This window comes from Corynebacterium sp. 2571A, assembly GCF_055700935.1.
In genome coordinates this window covers 55,388-76,434 of the sequence record NZ_JASTTE010000004.1, presented here as the reverse complement: position 1 = coordinate 76,434, position 21,047 = coordinate 55,388, and the positions used below count along the sequence as shown (strand labels likewise).

General features: G+C 66.7%; 21 protein-coding genes and 1 tRNA gene. 2 read left to right on the top strand and 20 right to left on the bottom strand.

The features are described 5' to 3' along the window. Positions 1-10: 10 nt before the first annotated feature. The 10 genes from QQS53_RS09090 to QQS53_RS09045 all read right to left on the bottom strand — a co-directional run bounded on the left by QQS53_RS09090 (position 11) and on the right by QQS53_RS09045 (position 10,351). Complete coding sequence (locus QQS53_RS09090; protein WP_070768318.1) at positions 11-562, bottom strand: adenine phosphoribosyltransferase; 552 nt, start codon at positions 560-562, stop codon at positions 11-13. After that, a complete protein-coding gene (locus QQS53_RS09085; RefSeq protein WP_472775524.1) occupies positions 563-2,215 on the bottom strand; it encodes an ABC transporter substrate-binding protein in 1,653 nt (550 codons plus the stop codon). Between the two features lie 93 nt (positions 2,216-2,308). Next, positions 2,309-3,475, bottom strand: coding sequence for a protein translocase subunit SecF (gene secF, locus QQS53_RS09080; protein ID WP_472775523.1), 1,167 nt, complete (start codon positions 3,473-3,475; stop codon positions 2,309-2,311). After that, entirely contained in the window at positions 3,475-5,316 is a 1,842-nt protein-coding gene (gene secD / locus QQS53_RS09075) for a protein translocase subunit SecD (protein WP_472775686.1), read from the bottom strand. The genes secF and secD overlap by 1 nt, the downstream gene beginning before the upstream one ends. A gap of 326 nt (positions 5,317-5,642) precedes the next feature. Next, positions 5,643-5,990 (bottom strand): preprotein translocase subunit YajC, encoded by a 348-nt coding sequence (yajC, locus tag QQS53_RS09070; RefSeq protein ID WP_472775522.1) that lies wholly within the window; start codon positions 5,988-5,990, stop codon positions 5,643-5,645. A 67-nt stretch (positions 5,991-6,057) separates the two neighbouring features. Further along, a complete protein-coding gene (gene ruvB / locus QQS53_RS09065) occupies positions 6,058-7,155 on the bottom strand; it encodes a Holliday junction branch migration DNA helicase RuvB (protein WP_070768315.1) in 1,098 nt (365 codons plus the stop codon). A gap of 43 nt (positions 7,156-7,198) precedes the next feature. Continuing rightward, positions 7,199-7,816, bottom strand: a complete 618-nt coding sequence (ruvA, locus tag QQS53_RS09060; RefSeq protein WP_472775521.1) for a Holliday junction branch migration protein RuvA — start codon at positions 7,814-7,816, stop codon at positions 7,199-7,201. Positions 7,817-7,904: 88 nt separating this feature from the next. Beyond that, on the bottom strand, positions 7,905-8,489 hold the full coding sequence (gene ruvC / locus QQS53_RS09055; protein ID WP_472775520.1) for a crossover junction endodeoxyribonuclease RuvC: 585 nt from the start codon (positions 8,487-8,489) through the stop codon (positions 7,905-7,907). A 185-nt stretch (positions 8,490-8,674) separates the two neighbouring features. Continuing rightward, positions 8,675-9,427: a YebC/PmpR family DNA-binding transcriptional regulator gene (locus tag QQS53_RS09050; protein ID WP_472775519.1), complete on the bottom strand. Its 753-nt coding sequence runs from the start codon at positions 9,425-9,427 to the stop codon at positions 8,675-8,677. Positions 9,428-9,523: 96 nt separating this feature from the next. Beyond that, entirely contained in the window at positions 9,524-10,351 is an 828-nt protein-coding gene (locus QQS53_RS09045; protein ID WP_472775518.1) for an acyl-CoA thioesterase, read from the bottom strand. 164 nt (positions 10,352-10,515) lie between these two features. Between QQS53_RS09045 and QQS53_RS09040 the strand changes: the two genes are divergently transcribed. Both QQS53_RS09040 and QQS53_RS09035 read left to right on the top strand, forming a co-directional pair. Next, entirely contained in the window at positions 10,516-10,995 is a 480-nt protein-coding gene (locus QQS53_RS09040) for a DUF3817 domain-containing protein (RefSeq protein ID WP_472775517.1), read from the top strand. Between the two features lie 119 nt (positions 10,996-11,114). Continuing rightward, positions 11,115-12,428 carry a DUF2029 domain-containing protein gene (locus QQS53_RS09035; protein ID WP_472775516.1) on the top strand — a complete coding sequence of 438 codons (1,314 nt, stop codon included), beginning with the start codon at positions 11,115-11,117 and terminating at the stop codon, positions 12,426-12,428. Here the strand turns inward: QQS53_RS09035 and QQS53_RS09030 are convergent. From QQS53_RS09030 to QQS53_RS08985, 10 genes are all read right to left on the bottom strand, one after another. Further along, a complete protein-coding gene (locus tag QQS53_RS09030; RefSeq protein ID WP_472775515.1) occupies positions 12,345-12,800 on the bottom strand; it encodes a hypothetical protein in 456 nt (151 codons plus the stop codon). The genes QQS53_RS09035 and QQS53_RS09030 overlap by 84 nt on opposite strands. Further along, complete coding sequence (locus tag QQS53_RS09025) at positions 12,801-13,904, bottom strand: glycosyltransferase family 4 protein (RefSeq protein WP_472775514.1); 1,104 nt, start codon at positions 13,902-13,904, stop codon at positions 12,801-12,803. A 6-nt stretch (positions 13,905-13,910) separates the two neighbouring features. Continuing rightward, positions 13,911-14,843 carry a phosphatidylinositol mannoside acyltransferase gene (locus tag QQS53_RS09020; RefSeq protein ID WP_472775513.1) on the bottom strand — a complete coding sequence of 311 codons (933 nt, stop codon included), beginning with the start codon at positions 14,841-14,843 and terminating at the stop codon, positions 13,911-13,913. A 15-nt stretch (positions 14,844-14,858) separates the two neighbouring features. After that, on the bottom strand, positions 14,859-15,476 hold the full coding sequence (gene pgsA / locus QQS53_RS09015; protein ID WP_472775512.1) for a phosphatidylinositol phosphate synthase: 618 nt from the start codon (positions 15,474-15,476) through the stop codon (positions 14,859-14,861). Next, a complete protein-coding gene (locus QQS53_RS09010; protein ID WP_472775511.1) occupies positions 15,469-16,044 on the bottom strand; it encodes an HIT family protein in 576 nt (191 codons plus the stop codon). The genes pgsA and QQS53_RS09010 overlap by 8 nt, the downstream gene beginning before the upstream one ends. Further along, positions 16,037-18,094 carry a threonine--tRNA ligase gene (thrS, locus tag QQS53_RS09005; RefSeq protein ID WP_472775510.1) on the bottom strand — a complete coding sequence of 686 codons (2,058 nt, stop codon included), beginning with the start codon at positions 18,092-18,094 and terminating at the stop codon, positions 16,037-16,039. Before thrS ends, QQS53_RS09010 begins: the two co-directional genes overlap by 8 nt. Positions 18,095-18,166: 72 nt before the next feature. Beyond that, positions 18,167-19,420, bottom strand: coding sequence for a Dyp-type peroxidase (locus tag QQS53_RS09000; RefSeq protein WP_472775509.1), 1,254 nt, complete (start codon positions 19,418-19,420; stop codon positions 18,167-18,169). Positions 19,421-19,439: 19 nt separating this feature from the next. Beyond that, entirely contained in the window at positions 19,440-20,120 is a 681-nt protein-coding gene (locus QQS53_RS08995; protein WP_472775508.1) for a copper chaperone PCu(A)C, read from the bottom strand. A 15-nt stretch (positions 20,121-20,135) separates the two neighbouring features. Further along, on the bottom strand, positions 20,136-20,693 hold the full coding sequence (locus tag QQS53_RS08990; protein ID WP_472775507.1) for a copper resistance CopC family protein: 558 nt from the start codon (positions 20,691-20,693) through the stop codon (positions 20,136-20,138). A 227-nt stretch (positions 20,694-20,920) separates the two neighbouring features. After that, positions 20,921-20,996: transfer RNA gene (locus tag QQS53_RS08985), tRNA-Gly, on the bottom strand. Positions 20,997-21,047 lie beyond the last annotated feature (51 nt).

The window sequence follows — 21,047 nt, the reverse complement described above, 5'->3', positions numbered from 1 at the left end:
AGTCTAGCGCTTAATTCTCCTCAGGTGTGCGTAAGACCACCAAAGGCGTTCCCGCAAGCCGCTCGCGCCCGCCCAGGCCGTCGACCTCGATGACCACGACGTTGCCAACGACCTCGGCGCCGGCCTGTTCCAGCAGCTGGCGGGCGCCGAAGAGGGTGCCGCCGGTGGCCAGAACGTCATCCACCAGGGCGATCTTCTTGCCCTTGAGCTCCGCGCCGTTGGCGGGAATCTCCAACGCGGCGGTGCCGTATTCCAGCTCGTACTCGGTGTGCAGGACCGGCGGCGGCAGCTTACCCGCCTTGCGGATGGCCAGGATCCCCACGCCCATCTTGTAGGCGACAGCCGAGCCCAGCAGGAATCCGCGGGCGTCCAGCCCACCGATCATCTCGGCGCCGAGTTCCTCGCAGGCCTCGGCCAGACCGTCGACCACGACACTGAAGGCATCCGCGTCGGCCAGCACCGGGGTCAGGTCTTCGAAGAGGACGCCCGGCTCCGGGAAATCCTGGACGTAGCGGATCTTGTCTTGTAGGGCTTCATTAGCGTTGGAGTACTCAGAACTCACTTAATTATCCTTCGATTTCGATTCGGTGGCGCCTTCGGGGATCAGCGCCCACCTGTCCATATTCCAACCGATTCCCGACAACCCAGTGTACGGTACCACGTGTTTGACATCGTTGCGGACCACGAAGGTCTTCGGCTGCGCGGCCAGCGGGATGGTCCGCACCGTCTGCCACTGCTCGGCCTCGGCCTTGTTGAGCTCTTCCACGTTCGAAATCCGCGGCTCCACGGTCGAGAACTCCGTGAGGGGATCGATGGGGCCCAAGAAGGCATCGATAGCCGGCATACCCGTTTCCGGGTCCGGGTTGAGCATGTACTGCGAGGTGTTTTCCGCGCTCACGTCCTCGACCGCGATCCCGGCCGGACGGCAGGTCTCCGCGATCTTTTCCACCATGGCGGCAAAGCGCTCGTTGGGGCCTAGGTAACCGATGCGGATGGTCTGCCCGCTCAGGGTCTGCGCGATGGCGTTGTCAGTGCCCACGTGCGGCTCGGTGGCCCGCTTCAGGTACTTGCCGATGGGGTCGTTGTGCCGCAGCACGTGCTGGTAGACGGGCGGGACCTCCACCCCGGATTCGGTGGAGCTGAGCTTGGCGAGCGCGGCCTGGTCGATGCACTCGGAAAACGCCCGCCGCGGTTCTTCCTGGGCGAATAGACCGTACTCCGACAGGACCAGCGACTCGGTCAGGTCGCCGACAACCGGCTCGATCTCATAGGGGTTATCGTCCGCGTCGCGGTCCAGCCAGGCGGGGTTCGCCTCGCGGGAGTCGACCACGCCGAGGGTCCCGGCGTCCTTCAGCGCACCGGAATCCGCGTCCGCGGGCCAGACGGTCACCGGGGCGATTTCGGCCTCGTCGCCGAAGAAGTGCGGGTTGCGCTCCAGGACCACTTCCCCGCTCTTACCGACATGGTCGATGACGTACGGGCCGAAGGAGACCTGCAGCTCCGGATCGAATTCGGCCAGCTGGAAGTCGAAGCGCCAGATGCGCGCGACCTCCTCCAGCACCGTGGGATCCTGGGAGTACAAGGCGGTGGTCAGCTCCTGGGAGTCCATCCCCAGCTTCTGGGCGATGGCGTGGGCCGGCATGACCGTGCCCGGCCCGAACAGGCCGCGCCAGCGCTGGCCCGTGCCGGGTGCGAAGACCACCTCGAAGACCTTGTTCTCCGGCGCGCACTTGAACTGCTGGATGTCTTGGGCCAGCGGCATGTGGGAGCCGAAGGTTTCCTTCATGCTACCGGCCGTGTACGCCAAAAGGTAGTCCACGCAGGTCACCGGCTGGCCGTCGGAGAATTGCGCGTCATCGCTGAGCGTGTAGACCACCGACTTGGGCTCGTCCTCAGAGCCCGGGTTTACCTCCTGGGCATTGACCAGGTCCGTGTTGGGGATCATCTGGCCGCGCGGGCCCGGCACGAAGGCGGCCGGGTACAGGCGGCTGGACAGCTGCGCCACGCTGCCGGCCGAGCCGAAGGCGGTGCCGGCGTTGGTGGTCACCAGCTCCGAGGAGGTCTGGTAGCCGAAGTGGTCGCTGGAGGCCTTACCCTCCTCCTCGGCGGGCTCGTCGCTCTGTCCGCACGCCGCCAGGCCCAGGGCCAGGCTGGTGGCCACCGCCGCGGCTGCCAGCCGCCCCAGCGCTGGGTATTTCTTGACTCCACTTCCCATGACGGGCTTACTCCTACCTGGAACTAGCGATTAGAAAACCCCGGGGTGAAACGCCCCGGGGTAAGAAACTGACCGTGGACCACCTGGGTCGGGCTACTGCCCCGGGCGCCAGGTGGCGCCGGAACCGGAAGTGCCTTCGCCCGGGCGCGGGCCGTGGTCCTCGTCAGACTCGGCGATGTCGTCGTTGGCCGAGGCCGTGACCGGGGAAGCCACGGTGCGCTTCGCGCCGCCTTCCTCAGCCGGGGCGTCCTCGTCAACCTCGCCGGAGCGGTAGCGCTCAACCTCGGCGTTGTGCCGGCGGAACTCCTTCTTCCGGTTGACCATGCTGACCAGCAACGGGGTGGCCAGGAACAGCGAGGAGAAAATGCCCTCGATGACGCCGATGAGCTGGATGAGCGCCAGGTCCTTGAGCGTGCCGATGCCCATCAGCCAGACCGCGACCACGAACAGGGCGATAATCGGCAGCGCCGAAATCACCGAGGTGGAAATCGAACGCATCACCGTCTGGTTGATGGCCAGGTTGGCCTGTTCGCCGTAGGTGTGTTTGCGCTGCCCCAAAATGCCCTGGGTGTTCTCGTTGACCTTGTCGAAGACGATGACGGAGTCGTAGATGGAGAACGTCAGGACGGTCAGCAGACCGATGATGACCGCCGGGGAAACCTCGAGCCCGAACAGGGCGTAGATGCCGGCGATGATGACGCCGTCGACGATCAGCGCGAGGATGGCCGCGAAGGCCATCGTGCGCTGCAGGCGGATAGCCACGTAAACCGTCGCCGCGATGAGGAAGACCAGCATCGCGATGATCATGCGCTCGGTAATCGAGGAGCCCCAGGACTCAGACACGGTGGAGGTACCGATGGCGTCCGGGGTCGCCTCGCCCTCGGCGTTTTCCGGCTGGTACTCCTCGTAGATGGCCTGGCGGGCGCTATCGACCTGCTCCTGGCTCAGGCGCTCGGAGGTGATCTCCAGCGTCTCCGAGGCGCCGGAACCGACGATCTGGACCTGCTCGGGCTCCACGCCGGTAGCGTCCTCGAAGGTCTGTCCGACCTCCTCTTCCACCAGGTCCGCGGCCGGCATGGTCACGGTGGTGCCGCCCTCGAAGTCCAGCGAGAGGCTGAAGCCGCGGATGAGGATCGCGGCGATGGACACGACCAGCAGGCCGATGGTGATCGAGTACCACAGCTTGCTCCGGCCGATGAAGTCGATACCGCCCTCGTCGGAGTAGAGGCGATCCAACCGGGAAATCTTGTTCTTAGCCATTAGTTGTTCTCCTCGCCCTGCTCGGTGCGCTTGCTGCGCGCGGTGCGCTCGGTCTGCCCAGGCTTCGTGTCTGAAGTATCCGCGGTCTGCTCGCCGCGCGGATGCGTCTTACCATAGTGTCCCTTCGCCCGGTTCTCCTCAGCCAGCGCGAAGATGCCGCCCAGGCCGTTCATGGACGGCTTGGCGAAGACCGGCTTGCGGGCGGCCAGCATCATCAACGGCGCGGTGATAAGGAAGGAGACGACCAGGTCGAAGACGGTGGTCAGCCCCAGGGTGAAGGCGAAGCCCTTGACCTCGCCGATGGCCAGGAAGTAGACGACCACGGAGCCGATCAGCGTCACGGCGTTACCGGTGACGATGGTGGTGCGCGCCCGCTCCCAGGCCTTGGTGGTGGCCGAGCGGAAGGTGCGGCCTTCCAGGATCTCGTCCTTGATGCGTTCGTAGTAGACCACGAAGGAGTCGGCCATGGCGCCAACACCGATGACCAGGCCGGCGATGCCGGACAGGTCCAGCGAGTAGCCGACCCAGCGGCCCAGCAGCACCAGGGAGCCGTAGGTCAGGGCCATCGCGCCGACCAGCGTCAGGAAGGAGACGAAGGCGAAGGCGCGGTAGTAGTAGACCGAGTAGGCTAGGACCAGAATCAGGCCGACCAGGCCGGCGATGAGGCCGGCCTGCAGGGCGGCGTGGCCCAGCGACGGCGGGACCGTCTCGGTGGTACCGCCCGGCTCGCCGTTTTCACCCACGAAGGACAGCGGCAGCGCGCCGTAGCGCAGGTTGTTGGCCAGCGACTGGGCTTCCTCCTGGCTGAAGTCGCCGGTAATCGAGGTGGCCGAGCCGTACGGGGTCGCGCCCTGAATCTGCGGCGCGGAAATAACCCCGGAGTCCAGGGTGATGGCGATCTGCTTCTGCAGGTACTCCTCGGTCAGCTTCGCCCAGGTGGCCGAGCCGTTCGGGCCATCGCCGGTCTGGAAGGAGAAGCTGATCTGCATCTGGCCGGTGTCCGGGTTCAGGCCACCGTCGATCGGGGAATCCGTGTCGATTTCGGAGCCGGTCAGGCGGGTGCCGTTAGGATCCTCGACGCCGTCCAGCAGCGGGGCCGGGTCCAGGATGTACGGCATGCCCTGCGAGTAGTCACAGGTAACCAGCGGCTTGGCCGGGTCGTCCGCGCCCGCCAGCGGATCCGTATCCTGGGTGCAGGTCATCAGGGCCGAGGCCGCAGAAAGCGTGGTCGGGTCCTCCGACTGGCGGTCCTTGAGCAGCATCTCGGTCATCTCGTCGCGGCGCTCCGCCTGCTCCAGGGAGTTCTCCGGCTCCGGCAGCGGCTCGGCGCTGACCTTCTTCTCATCCACCTTGGTGTTGTTGGAGCCCTGCCCCTCGGCCTGCTCGTTGGCCTGGTTGATGGCATCGGTCACGCGCTTGAGCGACTGGTTTGCCTCGTCTTCCGAGAGCACGCCGTATTTCACCCAGCGGTTGGCCATGTCTTCCATCTCCGGCAGCAGCTTGGTCATGTCCGGGGTGGGCTGTTCGGCCACCGGGCGGAAGAGCAGCTGGGAGGTCTGGCCAACCGACTGCGCTTCCTGGGTGTCCTCGCCCGGGACGGTAATCACCAGCGTGTTGCCGTTGATGACCACCTCGGAGCCGGACACGCCCATGCCGTTGACGCGCTGCTCCAGAATCTCGCGGGCCTGCTGCAGCTGGTCCTGGGTGGGTTCTTCGCCCTGCGGGACCAGCGTTACGCGGGTACCACCCTGCAGGTCGATGCCGAGCTTGGTGCTGGCGGTGCGATCGCCAGTAAAGAATACGAGCGCCCACACCGCCAGCAGGATGACCACGAAGAGCATGATGGCGCGCTTCGGCCATTTCCTACTGGCGTTGTTGATGGCGCCTTTGTGAGGAGCGGACACGAATTCAATCTCCTGTGCATTGCAAGTTACAGGGCTAAGTAAAAATCGCTGCCTTTAACGGAGTAAAGGAGCGAACACGATCCATCATGGTACGTCATATCCGTGGCAAAACCTCAAAAGGTCGCCAGAAAAGGGCCCAGGTGTGACCATGACAACGCTCACAGTACGGACCAAGACAGAAAAATCCGCCTGCCGGCGGCACGCGCTAGGCACGTCTTCGACAGGCGGCGGACGGAATAAGGCTCGCCGGGGTGCGAGCTTTCTTAGTTCTTCTCGTCCGGGTTAACCGGCTTGTCTTCGGGGTGGACATCAGTCTGCTGCGGCTCGGCCGGGGCCTCGCCCACCGGGTTCGGGGCGGTATTCGCCGCGCGCAGGATACCCATCTTGTCGACGGTGATAACCATGCCGCGGGCGACCTCCAGGTCGATATCCCCTTCGCGCACCGCGGTCACGGTGCCGTGGATGCCGCCGGCGGTCACGACGCGCTTGCCCGGGGTCAGCGAGGCCTGGAAGGCCGCGACTTCTTTCTGACGCTGGCGCTGCTTGCGCATAGCGAAGAAGGTGGGCAGGACTAAAAGGACAACGAGGACGATAAATAGTACTAGTTCCATACCGATCCAGTGTGCCAGACTTTTCAGTTTAGCTGTTAATCAAGCGCCGTTTGGCAGCAAGAATCTATTAAAACAGGCCAATCGCCCCGTCGGGCGGGGTCAGCCCCAGGTGCTGCCAGGCCGCCGCCGTGGCCACGCGCCCGCGGCCCGTGCGGGCGATCATGCCGGCGCGCACGAGGTAGGGCTCGCAGACCTCCTCCACGGTGGAGGGCTCCTCCCCTACGGCGATCGCTAGGGTGTTCACGCCGACGGGCCCGCCGTTGTGGCCCTCGATAAGCGCGTGGAGCACTGCCCGGTCCAGGCGGTCCAGTCCCATCTCGTCCACGTCGAAGACGGCCAAGGCGCCCTGGGCGGCCGCCAGGTCGATCTCGCCGTCGCCGTTGACCTCGGCGAAGTCGCGCACGCGCCGCAGCAGGCGGTTGGCAATACGCGGGGTGCCGCGCGAGCGCGAGCCGATCTCCACCGCCGCCTCCCGCGTGATCTCCACGTCGAGGATCTGGGCCGCGCGCTTGATGACCCGGGTAAGATCCGCGGTGTCGTAGAACTCCATCTGCGCGGTGAAACCGAAGCGGTCCCGCAGCGGGCCGGTCAGCATGCCGGCGCGGGTGGTGGCACCCACCAGGGTGAACGGCGGGATTTCCAGCGGGATGGAGGTCGCACCCGGGCCCTTGCCCACGATGACGTCGATCCGGAAGTCCTCCATCGCCATGTACAGCATTTCCTCGGCTGGGCGGGCGATGCGGTGGATCTCATCGATAAACAGCACATCGCCCTCCATGAGGTTGGAGAGCATGGCGGCCAAGTCGCCGGCGCGCTCCAGCGCCGGGCCCGAGGTCATCCGCAGGCTGGTGCCCAGCTCCTGGGCGACGATCATCGCCATGGTGGTCTTGCCCAACCCGGGCGGGCCGGACAGCAGCACGTGGTCCGGGGTCACCCCGCGCTTCTTCGCGCCCTGCAGCACCAGCGAGAGCTGCTCGCGGACTTTGGGCTGCCCGATGAACTCGTCCAGGCTCTTCGGGCGCAGAGAGCGCTCGATGTCGCGCTCGCCCTGCTGCGCGTGCCCGTCGACGTCGTCGTTGCGCCGATCCGCGGCCTGCGCGCTGCCCTGGCGCGCGGCCTCCAGCCCGTCGGGCAGCTGGAACTCGGTGCGCTCAATATCTGACATGTTCTAACACCCTACCCGTCGTCAAACCCTGGCGTGCGCCTACTTATTTCTTCCCCAGCCGGGCCAGTGCGCTGCGCAAGACCACCGGCGTGGCGGCATCGGGCTGCTCGGCCACGATTGCCTCGACGGCCCCGGCCGCGGCCTTTTCCGTGAAGCCCAGGCCCACCAGCGCCTCGGTGACCTGCTGGACCACCGGCTCACTGGCCGCGGGCACCCCGCCGGCAGCCGCGCCGTCACCCGCGGCCGCACCGGCCCCGGCGAAGCCGGCCACCTTGTCCTTGAGCTCGAGCGCTAGCCGCTCCGCCATGCGCTTGCCCACGCCGGGGATGGTCTGTAGGCGCTTGGCGTCCGACTGGCTAATCGCCTGCGCCAGCTCGTTGGCCTCCAGCACCGACAGCGCGGCCAGCGCCAGCTTCGGGCCGAGCCCGGAGACGGACTGCAGCAGGTGGAACATCTCGCGGTCCTCGGCGGTGCCGAAGCCGTAGAGGGTCATGGAGTCTTCCTTGACCACCATGGAGGTCAGCACGAAGGCCTCCTCCCCGCGGGTCAGCCGCCCCAGCGTGGGCGGGGCGGCGTGCACCAGGTAGCCCACGCCCTGGCATTCGATAACGGCGTGATCTAGCGCGATGGAGATGACCTCTCCGCGCAGCGATGCGATCATGGCGAGGGCTTTCCTTTCTTCCCGGGTGGAGTTCTAGGAGACAAAGAGTTCTTAAAGTTTCGGGCGGTTGGGGCTTAATAGTCGCGGTCTAACCTGACTGCGCCGCGCGGGCGCGCGCCAGGGATTGCTGTTGGGCCTGCCGCTGGGCTTGGGTCCTTTCCCGCACCTGCTCGGCGTGGGCGAGGGCCGGGGCGCGCCAGCAGTGACTGACGGCGAGCGCTAGCGCGTCGGCGGCATCGGCCGGCTTGGGCGGCTCGCTAAGCCCCAGGATACGGGTGATCATGGCGGTCATCTGCTTCTTGTCAGCGCGGCCGTTGCCGGAGACGGCCTTCTTGACCTCCGAGGGGGTGTACATGTGCACGTCCAGGCCGCGCTCGGCCGCGGCGAGCACCAGGACCCCGACGGCGTGGGCGGTCTGCATGACCGTGGAGACGTTGCCGCGTTCGAAGACGCGCTCGATGGCCACGACGTCCGGTTGGTACTCGTCCATCCACTCCGCCACGGCCTTCGACAGGCGCAGCAGGCGCTCGGTGAGGTCCTTGTCCGCGGGCGTGCGCACCACACCGACGGAAATGGGGATGACGGCGCGGCCCCGGCCCGCCTGCACGACCGACAGGCCGCAGCGCGTCAGCCCCGGGTCGATGCCCATGACGCGCAAGCCTTCCAAGTTCACAGGCCACCTCCGTCACACATATGTTCTAGTACCTCATCACGCATACTACACGCGCTACGCCCGTCCGGCCAGCCTGGGTACCCCGGTGTTATCCGCCCGGTGCAGACACGACCAAGGGCAGCCGCGGCAAGAAATTCTCGCCCCGACTGCCCCGTTGCCAGGTTCTTAAGCCCCGGGCCGGCTTACTAGTCCTCGAGCTCGGCCAGGACCTCGTCGCTGAGATCCATGTTGGTGTAGACGTTCTGCACGTCGTCGGAGTCTTCCAGCGCATCGATGAGGCGGAAGATCTTCTTGGCGTCGGCCGCGCCGAGCGGGACCTCGACGGACGGGCGGAAGTCGGTGTCGGCGTCCTCGACGGAGATCTCCGCCTCCTCCAGGGCGCTGCGCACCGCGCGCACGTCGGCGGGCTGGCAGGTGATTTCGAACTGCTCGCCGCGGTCGTTGACCTCTTCGGCGCCGGCCTCGAGCACGGCCAGCAGCAGGTCGTCCTCGGTCAGATCGCCCTTCTGGACAACCACGACGCCGACGCGCGAGAACATATAAGACACGGAACCGGACTCGCCCAGGTTGCCGCCGTTCTTCGTCATGGCGGTGCGCACCTCGGTGGCCGCGCGGTTGCGGTTATCGGTCAGGCACTCAATGAGCATGGCCACGCCGTTGGGGCCGTAGCCTTCATACATGATGTTTTCCCAGTCGGCACCACCGGCTTCCTCGCCGGAACCGCGCTTGCGGGCGCGCTCGATGTTGTCGTTGGGGACGGAGGCCTTCTTGGCCTTCTTGATCATGTCGTCCAGCGTCGGGTTGGCCGCGGGATCGCCGCCGCCGGTGCGCGCCGCCACCTCGATATTCTTAATCAGCTTGGCAAATTCCTTGCCGCGCTTGGCGTCGTTGGCAGCTTTTTTATGCTTGGTCGTCGCCCATTTAGAGTGGCCGGACATAAGGTGTGCCCCTTCCTAGTTGGTTTTAACTAACGCGATTATACGTGCCGAGGCCATCGCGTCTCACTAGGACCCCGCGCAGGTCGCCTAACTCGGTCATTCCTTCAGCCACCGGATAAAGCCCTCCTGGTTGACTTGAGCAACCAGAGTGCCATCCTGGCGGAAGACCCGCCCCTGGGCGAAACCGCGCCCGCCGCCGGCGAACGGGGAATCCTGCTCGTAGAGCAACCACTCATCCACTTTTAGCTCGTCGAAGAACCATAGGCTGTGGTCGAGGCTGGCCATCTGCACGCGGGCCTCGGGGTGCGAAATCAGCGTCGAGTTGAGCAAGGTCATATCCGACAGGTAGGACAGCGCCACCTGGTTCAGGTCCGGGTCGTCGCCCAGCCCGGCGTTGTAGCGGAACCAGATATGCCGCGCGCCGGCGCCGTATTTGTCCTGGGCGTGGTGCGAGTTGTCGTGCTCGTCGGGGACCATCACAACGTCCCAGTCGCTCCACTCCCCCAGCACGATGCGCGAGGTCGACGGCCAGTCCGCCGCGTGGTCGCGGCACTCCTCCGGGCCCGGCACCTCCGGCAGCTGCGCGGCGTGCTCCGGGCCCTGGTCTCCGGGGCGGCGGAAGCTAACCAGCATCTCCACGATCTCCTTGTCGCCCTGCCAGCCGGTGACCCGGCGGTGGCTGAAGGTGCGCCCGTCGCGGACGGTGTGCACGGTGAAGTCGATGGGCTCGGCGGACAGCCCGCCACCGACGAAATACGCGTGCAGCGAGTTCGCCGTCTTTGCCTCGACCGTTTGCTGCGCCGACTGCAGCGCCTGGCCGATAACCTGGCCGCCGAAGGTGCGCTGCATCTCCGAGGGCACACCCGGACCGCGGTAGCGCCCATCGCCCAGGTCGGACAACTCAATTACCTGACGAAACGACACCGAAAGCTCCCTTCTCCTCCAGGTGGGCGCTGCCGCGCGAGGGCGCGCGGGGCGGCCGGCCGGCGCAGGTGCGGTGCGGCACCGGCCGGTGGACTATGACGCCCACCACATATACGGCTGCCCACCTTACCCGGTGGCGCGAGCCTCCGTAAGATGGTCGGGCAATGACTCCCCAGAAACTACACCTGTCCGCCGCTGTGCTCGAGATGTTGACCTGGACCCTCCTGCTGGTGGGTATGGCCCTGAAATACTCCGGTGTCACCGAGGCCGTCGTCCCCGTCGCCGGCAGCATCCACGGCTTCGGGTTCTTGAGCTTTGCGGTAATGACCTGCCTGATTTGGATCAACAACCGCTGGCCGGTGGGGATCGGCATCCTAGGCCTGGCCGTTTCCGTCATCCCTTTCGCCGCCCTGCCCTTCGCGCTGTGGACCGCACGCCGCGGCCTGGTGTCCGGCGGGTGGCGCTACCGCGACACCGACAGCCAGGCTACCCCCGCCGGGCCCGCCGATGCCCTGTTGGCGCAGGCGGTGCGCCACCCCCTGCGCTCTATCCTGTTGGCGGTAGTGGTTATTGCTATCGTATTTGGAGTCCTCGTGGCGCTGGGGCCGCCGGTCGATGTCGAAGGAATCCTCCGCGGCTCCTAAGCTCGTCGGATCCTCCGCGCAGCTGAGCCGGATCTTCGGCGGGCCCCTCGCGGCGCTTTAGGCGCCAGTTTCTGACCGTGTTGTGATCTATGTTGTGATGATGAAAAGACTTTTGAATAATGACTAAGCTTCTGCGGGCAGGCGGTGGCCTCCGCCGCGTCCCGGCCGTGTGGGCCGGCTGGGTGCTCGCGCGCCTGTGCTTGGCTTTGCTCATCAAGCTCAACCACGAGCCGCGGGGCGATCTTTTCTACTACCACGCGGCGATCTTCGGCTCGAACCCGCAGGATATGACCGAATACCCGCACGCCGGGACCTGGCCGACCTACCTGGCCGCCTGGCTGGGCGGCAGCGAGATCATGGCCTTCATGTTCGTCTTCGCCCTAGTCTGCCTGGCCTGCGACGCCACCTTCCTGGCCGCCCTCCTCCACCGGCACGACAAGCGCCCGACCGCCTTTGCCGCGGCCTGGTTCTGGGTGCTGTTCGGGCTGGCCGCCGGCCACGTCTTCCTCATGCGCCTGGACATCTTCCCCGGGCTCGCGGTCGGCTTCGCGGCCCTTGTCATCCACCGCTGGCCGGCGCTATCCTCCGGCCTCATCGCGCTCGCCTGCGCGATGAAACTGTGGCCGGGCGTGCTCGCCGCTGGCCTGGTCGGGCGCTTTTCCAGCGCCCGCGCCTGGCTGCGGGTGCTGACCTTCACGGTCTCCCTGGTAGCCTTCGCCGGCGTCACGCTGCTCGCGGGCGGCTGGGAGCGCCTGACCAGCCCCCTGGATTACCAGAACGTGCGCAGCCTGCAGATCGAGTCCATCGCGGCCACGCCCTTCATGTGGGACGCCTACCGGCACCCGGGGAATTACGACATCGGCATGGCGCCGTCGAAGTCCTTCGAGATCGCCGGCGCGGGCACCGACGGCGCGGTGCAGGCAACCACCTGGGCCATGGGCATTATCATCGCCTTCGCGCTGCTGTGGGCGCTCTACCGCTTCATCTGGGGCGGCTGGAGCCCGCAGACCACCATCGCCTGGGCCGCCGTCATCGTGCTGGGCCTTATCGTGACCAACAAGGTCTTCTCCCCGCAGTACATCATCTGGTTCGGCCCGCTCGTCGCGGTCGCCCTGCGCACGACGGCGCCGGGAAGTGCGCGCCGCAAGCTGGTGGCAACCCTGGGGGTTGTGACTGTCATCTGCGCGGGCCTGGGGACCTTCATCTACCCCTTCGGCTATGACTACCTCTGGAATTTCGTGGGCGAGCAGCTGGCCCCCGTGGCCGCGCTGATGGTGAGAAACGGCTTGGTGGTCGTCATGTTCGTGCTCGCCGTGGCGTGGTGGGTCCTCGAGCTGCGCGCCCAGGTGCTAGAAGGCCGTCAGATCGAAGAACTCGGGCAGCCGGGCGGTACCGCCCAGCCGGAAGGTGCGCACGAGGGGGCGCAGGCGTAGCGCGCGGGTATCCGCCACGGCCTCGTTGTAGAAGCGGTGGGCCAACTGGACGCGCACCTCGGCGTCGACCAGCTGCGCCGGCGGCGGCTCGCACACGCGGCGGATCTCCTCGCCCAGGCGGTGCTCGAGGTCGCTGCGCTGGGTAAACTGGCCCGGCACCAGGGCGGTCGCCTCGGCCTGCGCGCTGGCCTCGGCCAGCCGGGGCTCGAGCGCCGCCGCCACCGCCGCGCGCCTATCCAGCGCCGCCTGCAGCTGGGCCAGCGCCGCGTCCGTGCGGATGTGCAGGGTGTTCAGCCTCTGGGCCGTGAAATAGGCCCAGAGCATCACCCCGGTCACCACCACGGCGACTACCACGAGCAAGGCGGTACCCATCTACTTCACCTGCACTTTCGATCCGTCCTGCACGGTCTCGTAGACCGCCATCACCTGGGCGGCCACATGGTCCCAGTCATAGGTTAGCGCCCGACGGGTACCGGCGGCGGTGAGCCTGTCGCGCAACTCGGGGTTGTCCAGCACGTGGTTGAGCTGCCGGGCCAGCGCTTGGGCGTCGCCGTTGGCAAAGAGCAGGCCGGCCGGCTCCGCGGATTCGACGTCGCAGACGGCCGCGAAGGCCTCGAGGTCACTGGCGACGACCGCGCAGCCGGCCGCCATGGCCTCCACCAGCACGATGCCGAAGGACTCGCCGCCGGTATTCGGCGCGACGTAGATATCCGCCCGGCCCAGGATCTCGGCCTTCTCCGCGTCCGAAACGCGGCCGACGAAGTCCACCCCGTCGACCTCGCGGGCGCGTCCCCCGCCCATCACGGTCACCCGCACCTCGCGGTGGACCTCGGGCAGGGCCTCTAAGAGGATGTCCAGGCCCTTGCGCGGCTCGTCCAGCCGGCCCAAAAAGACGATCTCCGGGCGCGGATCGGCCCGCTGCGCGTCCTCCTGCGCCTGACGGGAGCGCGCGTAGACGGACGTGTCCACCCCGTTGGGGATGAGCACCGGGTCGCCGCCGAGCTGCTCGACCTGCCAGCGTCGCGCCATCTCGGAGACCGCGATCCCGCCGCGGACCTTCTCCAGCATCGGCGCCAGGATGGGCTTGGCCAGGGTCAGGATCGTCGAATTCGCCGCCGAGGCATGGTAGGTCGCCACGATGGGCCCGGTGGCCAGGTAGAGCGCCACCATCGAATAGCTCGGTGAGTTCGGCTCGTGGATGTGCAGCACGTCGAAGTCGCCTTCGGAGATGAACTGGCGCAGCCGGCGAAAGACCTGCGGGCCGATGGCCAGGCGGGCCACGGAGCCGTTATAGGCGATCGGCACCGACCGGCCTCCCTTGACCACGAAATACGGCAGCTCGGTCTCCTCGGCCGCGGGACCGATGACGCGCACGTAGTGTCCCTGCTCCAGGTAGACCGTCGCTAGGTCAAGGATGTGCGCTTGAACCCCGCCGGGTTCGTCGAAGGAATAGGGGCAGACGATGCCAATCCGCATAGGGGCTTACCTCCCGTCCTTCTCGCCCTCGGCGCGGCGGGCACGGTCGGCCCGCCGCCGCTCGACGTCGACGTTCCACTGCGGCTGCAGCATGTGCCAGTCGGCCGGGTGCGCGGCGATATTGGCCGCGAAACCGTCGGCCATGCGTTGGGTCGTCTCCGCCACGTCGGTCACCTCCAGCGCCGGCGCGCAGGACAGGCCCCAGCCGTCCTCGGTGAACCAGGGGTGCACCACGTGCAGGCGCGCGCCCGTCTGGGCGGCCAGCAGCGCCGGGCCGGCGGCCATGTTCGTCGTCTCCCCGAAAAACTCCACCGGCACGCCCGTGCGCGACAGGTCGCGCTCGGCCAACAGGCACACGACGCCCCCTGCCTCCAAGACTTCCTTGAGCCTGCCAAAGGGTGGCTCGGCCCCACCCGTGAGCGGCAGGACCTCGAAGCCTAGGGACTCGCGGTAGTCCACGAAGGCATCGAAAAGCACCTCAGGCCGCAGGCGCTCGGCCACGGTGGTGAACTGGCCGTGCATGGCCACCAGGCAAACACCGGCCATGTCCCAGTTGCCCGAGTGCGGCAGCGCCAGGATGACGCCGCGCCCGCGCGCCAGGCTGTCTTCTAGGTGTTCGCGGCCGACCAGGTCGCGCTGGAGGCGCGCGTGCAGGCCGGGGTCGTCGTGGATGGCCGGCAGCCGGAAGGCTTCCTTCCAGTAGCGCATATAGGAGCGCAGGGAGGCGCGCACCAGCTCGCGCGTGACGTTGTCGGCGCCCACGACGCGGGCCAGGTTGCGGCGCAGCTGGTCCATGCCGCGCCCGTGGTCGCAGGCCACGTCCGCAATCCGGTCAAACAGCCAGGTAGCCCACGCATCCGGCAGCCAGCGGACTACCCGCCAGCCGGCCAGATACCCGAGCGCCGAGAAATCAATATCGCGAGAGAAAAACCGCGCCATCGCTGCCCCTTAAAGTTACGCTTGGTCGGCTACCTTGTCCTGCTTCATGGCCATGATAAGCCGCTGGTAGATGGTGAAAATCGAGCCGATGGCCAGGATCCATAGGGAAATCGCCAGCGCGTTGGGCACGCCGAAGCCTTCTAGCCCCACGCCGACCAGGCCGATGATGAGCCGCTCGGGCCGCTCAATCAGCCCGCCGACCATGCGCAGCCCGGAGGCCTCGCCGCGGGCCTTAACATAGGAGATGACCTGCGAGGAAACCAGCACGATGAGGCCGGCGGCCACGGTGGACGGGTGCGCGTCGACGGTATAGACCAGGTACCAGATAATGGCGGCAAACAGCGCGCCGTCGGTCACGCGGTCACAGGAGGCGTCCAGCGTCGCGCCAAAGGGCGTGCCCCCGCCGCGGATCCGGGCCATGGTCCCGTCGATCATGTCGAAGGCGGCGAAAAGCCCGGACAGCACCGCCGCCCAGACCAGGTGCCCGGAGGGGATCAACAGCACCGAAATGGCGATGGTCACGATGGCGCCGACCGCGGTCACTGCGTTCGGGGTCAACCCGACCTTCAGAGCCGCTTTGGCTACCGGCTCCACCACCACCGCGGCTGGTTTCCTGCCGTGCACACTAAGCACGCGAATCCTCCTCGTCTATGTCCCGCCACGCCGCGGCCAAGAGACGGCGCGTCTCCTGCAACAGCTGCGGCAGTACTTTAACCCCATCCAGGATAGTCATAAAATTGCTATCTCCCGGCCACCGCGGCACGACATGCATGTGCAGGTGGTCTCCCACCGAGCCACCGGAAGCCTTACCTAGGTTAAGCCCCACGTTGACGGCCTCCGGCCGCGACACCCGCTTGAGGACGCGAATTGCCTTTTTCACAAAGGCCATCATCTCCGCGGTCTCGGACTCGGTGAGGTTTTCCAGCTGGGATTCCTTGCGGTAAGGCACCACCATGAGGTGGCCCGCGTTGTAGGGGAAGAGGTTCAGCAGCGCGTAGACCTCCCGCCCGCGCGCGATGATGAGCCCGTCCTCGTCGCTGCCTTGGGGGGCTTCGACGAACGGGTCCGTCGACCGCTTCTGGATATAGGCCATGCGGTACGGGGCCCAGAGCCGCTCGAGGCGGTCGGGCTCCCCCGCCCCGGAGTCGACATAGACGCCGGGGTCGGGCCGTTCGGATTCCGCGTTTTGGCCACTAGCCACGGAGGTTGCCCTCGCTCGGCTGATCGTTGACCCGCTGGGTCACCCACTTGTCGATGAGATCGACGGCCTCATCCACCGGCACGCCGTTGACCTGGGAACCGTCGAGGAAGCGGAAAGAGACCGCCCCGGCCTCGACGTCGCGGCCGCCGGCCAGCAGCATGAACGGGACCTTGCCCGTGGTGTGGTTGCGGATCTTCTTCTGCATGCGGTCGTCCGAGGTGTCCACCTCAGCGCGGATGCCGCGGGAGCGCAGCTTGGCGGTGACGTCCTCCAGGTAGGAGACGAACTCGTCCGCCACCGGGATGCCGATGACCTGCTGCGGCGCTAGCCAAGCCGGGAAGGCGCCGGCGTAGTGCTCCAGCAGGACGCCGAAGAAGCGCTCGATGGAGCCAAACAGCGCGCGGTGAATCATGATCGGGCGCTGCTTGGAGCCGTCCGGGGCGGTGTATTCCAGCTCGAAGCGCTCCGGCAGGTTGAAGTCCAGCTGCACGGTGGACATCTGCCAGGTACGGCCGATGGCGTCGCGCGCCTGCACCGAAATCTTCGGGCCATAGAAGGCCGCGCCCGCCGGATCCGGGACCAGCTCGAGGCCGGAGTTGGTGGCCACGCGCTCCAGGATGCTGGTGGAGCGCTCCCAGATCTCGTCCGAGCCGACGAACTTGTTCGGGTCCTTGGTGGACAGCTCCAGGTAGAAGTCGTCCAGGCCGTAGTCCTGCAGCAGGGAGATGATGAACTCCAGCACCTTGGTCAGCTCGTCCTCGAGCTGGTCCTCGGTGCAGTAGATGTGGGCATCGTCCTGCGTGAAGCCGCGCGCACGGGTCAGGCCGTGGACCACGCCGGACTTCTCGTAGCGGTAGACCGTACCGAACTCGAACAGGCGCAGCGGCAGCTCGCGGTAGGAGCGCCCGCGGGAGGCGAAGATCAGGTTGTGGAACGGGCAGTTCATCGGCTTGGCGTAGTAGTCCTGCGGCTGCTTGGTGCAGTTGCCCTCCGCGTCGTACTCGCCGTCCAGCTGCATGGGCGGGAACATACCGTCCGCGTAGAAGTCCAGGTGGCCGGACTTCTTGAACAGGTCGCCCTTGGTGATGTGCGGGGTGTTGACGAAGGAGTAGCCGTCCGCCAAGTGGCGGCGCCGGGAGTGGTTTTCCATCTCCATGCGCACGATGCCGCCGTTCGGGTGGAAGACCGGGAAGCCGGAGCCGATTTCGTCCGGGAAACTGAACAGGTCCAGCTCTGCGCCCAGGCGGCGGTGGTCGCGCTTTTCGGCCTCGGCCATCAGCGTCTGGTAGGCCTCCAGGGCCTCCTTGGACTCGAAGGCGGTGCCATAGATGCGCTGCAGGCCAGCCTTGGACTGATCGCCGCGCCAGTAGGCGGCCGAGGAGCGGGTCAACGCGAACGCCGGGATGTACTTCGTGGTCGGCAGGTGCGGGCCGCGGCACAGGTCGAACCACTCGACCTCGTTGGTGCGCGGGTTGACGTTGTCGTAGAAGGTCAGGTCGCCGGCGCCGACCTCGGCGGCCTCGTCCGAATCCGGGTCGACGTTGCCCTTGTCCTGGATGAGCTCCAGCTTGAAGGGCTCGTCGGCGAGCGCCTCGGCGGCCTGCTCCGGGCTCTCGTAGACCCCGCGGACAAAGCGCTGACCCGTCTTGATGATCTTCTTCATGCGCTTCTCGATGGCCTTGAGGTCCTCCGGGGTGAAGGGCTGTTCGGTCTGGAAGTCGTAGTAGAAGCCGTTCTCAATGGCCGGGCCGATGCCCAGCTTGGTGCCGGGGAACTCCGCCTGGACGGCCTGGGCCAGCACGTGGGCGCAGGAATGGCGGACCACCGCGCGGCCCTCTTCCTCGCTGGCGGCGACGGGGGTGAAGGTCTGTTCGGTCTCCGGAACATGGGACAGGTCCTTGAGGTTGCCCTCGGCATCCCGGACCACCACGACGGCCTCCGGGCCCTTGTTCGGCAGGTCCAGCTCGCGCATTGCGGCCCCGACGGCAGTGCCGGCCGGGCAGACGAAGGGCTCGTAGTTCACGGGGACTGCAGGAATAGCTTCCGCCATTTGGTGCGCTCCTTTGCGCTCATGCGGGCAGCAGCATACCTGGCCGCGGCCCGCGGTTTATTATTCCGGAGCTTATCTTACCGCGTCCAGCAGTGCGGATCCCCAAAAGGCCGAACCCGTGCCGCCGGCGCTGGTCCCGGGCGGGACGAAATAGACCGCGGAGCCGATATGGCTAATCCACGTGTTGAGGTGATCGGCCTCGTCCAGGCGGGCCTGGATGGGCTCGAACTGGCGCGTCGGGTCCTTCTGGAAGCAGATGAAAACCAGGCCCGCGTTAGACAGCTGGGTGAGGTCTTCTTCCTGCGAGTCGGCGTAATCGGGCATCAGGTCGTAGCTGTACGGGCGCCGCTTGAGCTTCTGCTCGGGGTGGTCGGCCGGCGGCCGGGCCCGGGCCATGTGGGAATTCGGGTCGATGACCGGCAGGCCATACTTGTCGGTGGCCGAATAGTCCGCCTCGTCCAGCTCCTCCTGCCCCGTCAGCGGCGCGCCGTTGGACAGCTTGCGGCCGACGGAGTTCTCCCGCGTGGCGCGGTCCAGCTTCTCCCAAGTATCCAGGTTCATGCGGATGCGGCGCACCACCATGCAGGTACCACCCTGGGCCCAGTCGGGGCCCTCATCAATCCACACCTGCTGATCGTATTCCTCCTCGCCGCGCGGGTTGACCGTGCCGTCGAGCTGTCCGAACAGGTTGCGGTGGGTCGCCCCGTGGGGCAGGGAGCCAAAGGAGTTGGCAAAGCCTTGCTGCAGCCAGGTGACCTTGGCGTAGTCGGTGCCGGCGCGAATCATGTGCCGCATGGCGTGCGAGGCCATCACCGCGTCGTCGCAGCAGATCTGCAGCACGACGTCGGTCTGGCCCCACTTGTCACTGAGCTGGTCCCGCGCGAAGGGCTTGATGTCCCGCAGCCACTCCGGCTTCCGGTCGGCGGCGCCGAGCTTGTCGAAGACCGGCTCGCCCCAGCCGCAAGTGATGGTGAGGTTGGCGGGCACGTCCACCATCTCCGGCTCCAGGGAGCCCAGCGGTGTCTCGCCCGTGCACAGCGCCCGGGCGTCCTCCGTCCACAGGCTCATCAGGTTGCGAAAGCCCCGCTTGCCGATGCCCGGCTTCAGGTCAAAGCCCACCAAGTTCAGGTGGGCCTGCATGTCCGTGTCCACGCCCGCCTGGTGCTCGCCGTCGAAGGCGACAATCGCCTCCGCTAGCGGCTCGGACTGGCTAGCCTGCTCAATCGCGTCCTTTTCTTCCGCCTGGCCGCAGGCACTCAAGGCGAACGATGCCGCCCCCACCGCGCCCGCGCCCTGCAGGAAATGCCGGCGATTAAGTCCCGTCATGGCTCTCGCTTACCTTCCCCTAGTGCCCGCTGTGGCCGGCGTGCTCGCCGTGCTCGGCGTGGTCACCGTGCTCGTTATGCTCGGCGTGGTCGCTGTGATCGCTGTGGTCGCCGTGGTCGGTGTCCGCGGCGTGGTCACCCGGATCGCCGTGGTTGGCGTGATCGGTGGAGCCCAGGTCGCCGTAGTCCTCGTCGCCGGCGCCGATGCTGCGCACCGGCACCTCGCCCAGGTCGATGGTCTTGCCGTCGGTCAGGTGCAGCGTAATCGCCACGGACTCGCCGGCCATCACCGGCTCCTTGACCCCCATGAGCATGAGGTGGTTTCCGCCCGGCTCCAGGGTGGCCTCGCCGCCGGCCGGAATGGTCAGCGGTTCGGTCATCTCGGACATTTGGCCGTCGACGGTCTCGTGCAGCTGGGTCATCTCCGCGTCGATGCTGGTGCTAAATGACTCGACCTGCAGGTCGGTATCGGTGTGGTTGACCAGGGTTCCGAAGATGGCGGTCATGTCGGAGTCCTCGGCCATCGCGCGCACGACGCCACCCTCGAAGCTGACGTCGGCGTCGGCGGCCTGCTCCGACTCGGCGGTGGTGGTGGTGGTCTGCGTGTCGGTCTGGTCCGAGGGTTCATCGCTCGGGGAGCAGGCCGCCAGGGTCAATGCCGAGGCAGCGACTGCGGAGACAACAAGACGGGTGTATTTCATGACAGATTCCTTTGTTTACTGTTCATCAATGGGGCGACGCTTGGCCAGAACCAGCACGACGACGGCGGCCAGCACCAGCACGCCGCCGACGGCGAGGATCCACTTCAGCGGGCCATCGGCGCCGCCGACCTCCTCATCCGGGGACGGGACGGCGGACCCGTCGACGGCGACGCTGGAGTCGTCGTCGCCGGCCACCGTGAAGCTGACTCCCCCGCGGGTGGCGTGCCCGTCCGAGGAGGTGATCTGGAAGCCGACCTGGTAGTCACCGGGGCCCGGATCGACGTCGTCCGGGGTCTCGATGGTCAGGTTGCGCTCGTCTAGCTCCGGCTCGGCGGAAAACAGTACGTCCCCGGTCTCCTCGTTGGTCACGGCGAAGTTGTTGAAACCCTCCCGCGGGATTCCGGAGAATTCCAGGGTGATGGTCTCGGGGAATTCGTCAAGGACCTGACCTTCGGTGACGGTGCCGCCGATGACGGCATCGTGAGCCAGGGCTACCGGCGCTGCCCATGCGGACAGGCCCAAGGCCCCGGCTGCCACCGCGGCGCCTGCGGTGCGCGGGGAAAATGAAAACATGTACTGCTCCTTACGGCGAGGACTCGCCTGGTCGTTCCAAGGTCGCAGCGGCACACACCGCGGGCTTTCCGCCGCGCTGCGCGACGCGTATCCAACTAGTCGCCCCATTGCTGGAAGTAGTTCCCAACAATGGCGCAGATCTCACTGTCATAACTGGTGCCCCCGATTGTCCCCCACCCGAGCGCCAACATACAAAACGCCGCCCCCAGCGGGGACGGCGTGAAAAGTGGAGCGGATGACGAGACTCGAACTCGCGACCCTCACCTTGGCAAGGTGATGCGCTACCAACTGCGCTACATCCGCAAATTTGAAACCAGGCCCGGTTTCCGGACTTCCCAACGAGGTTGGGACACC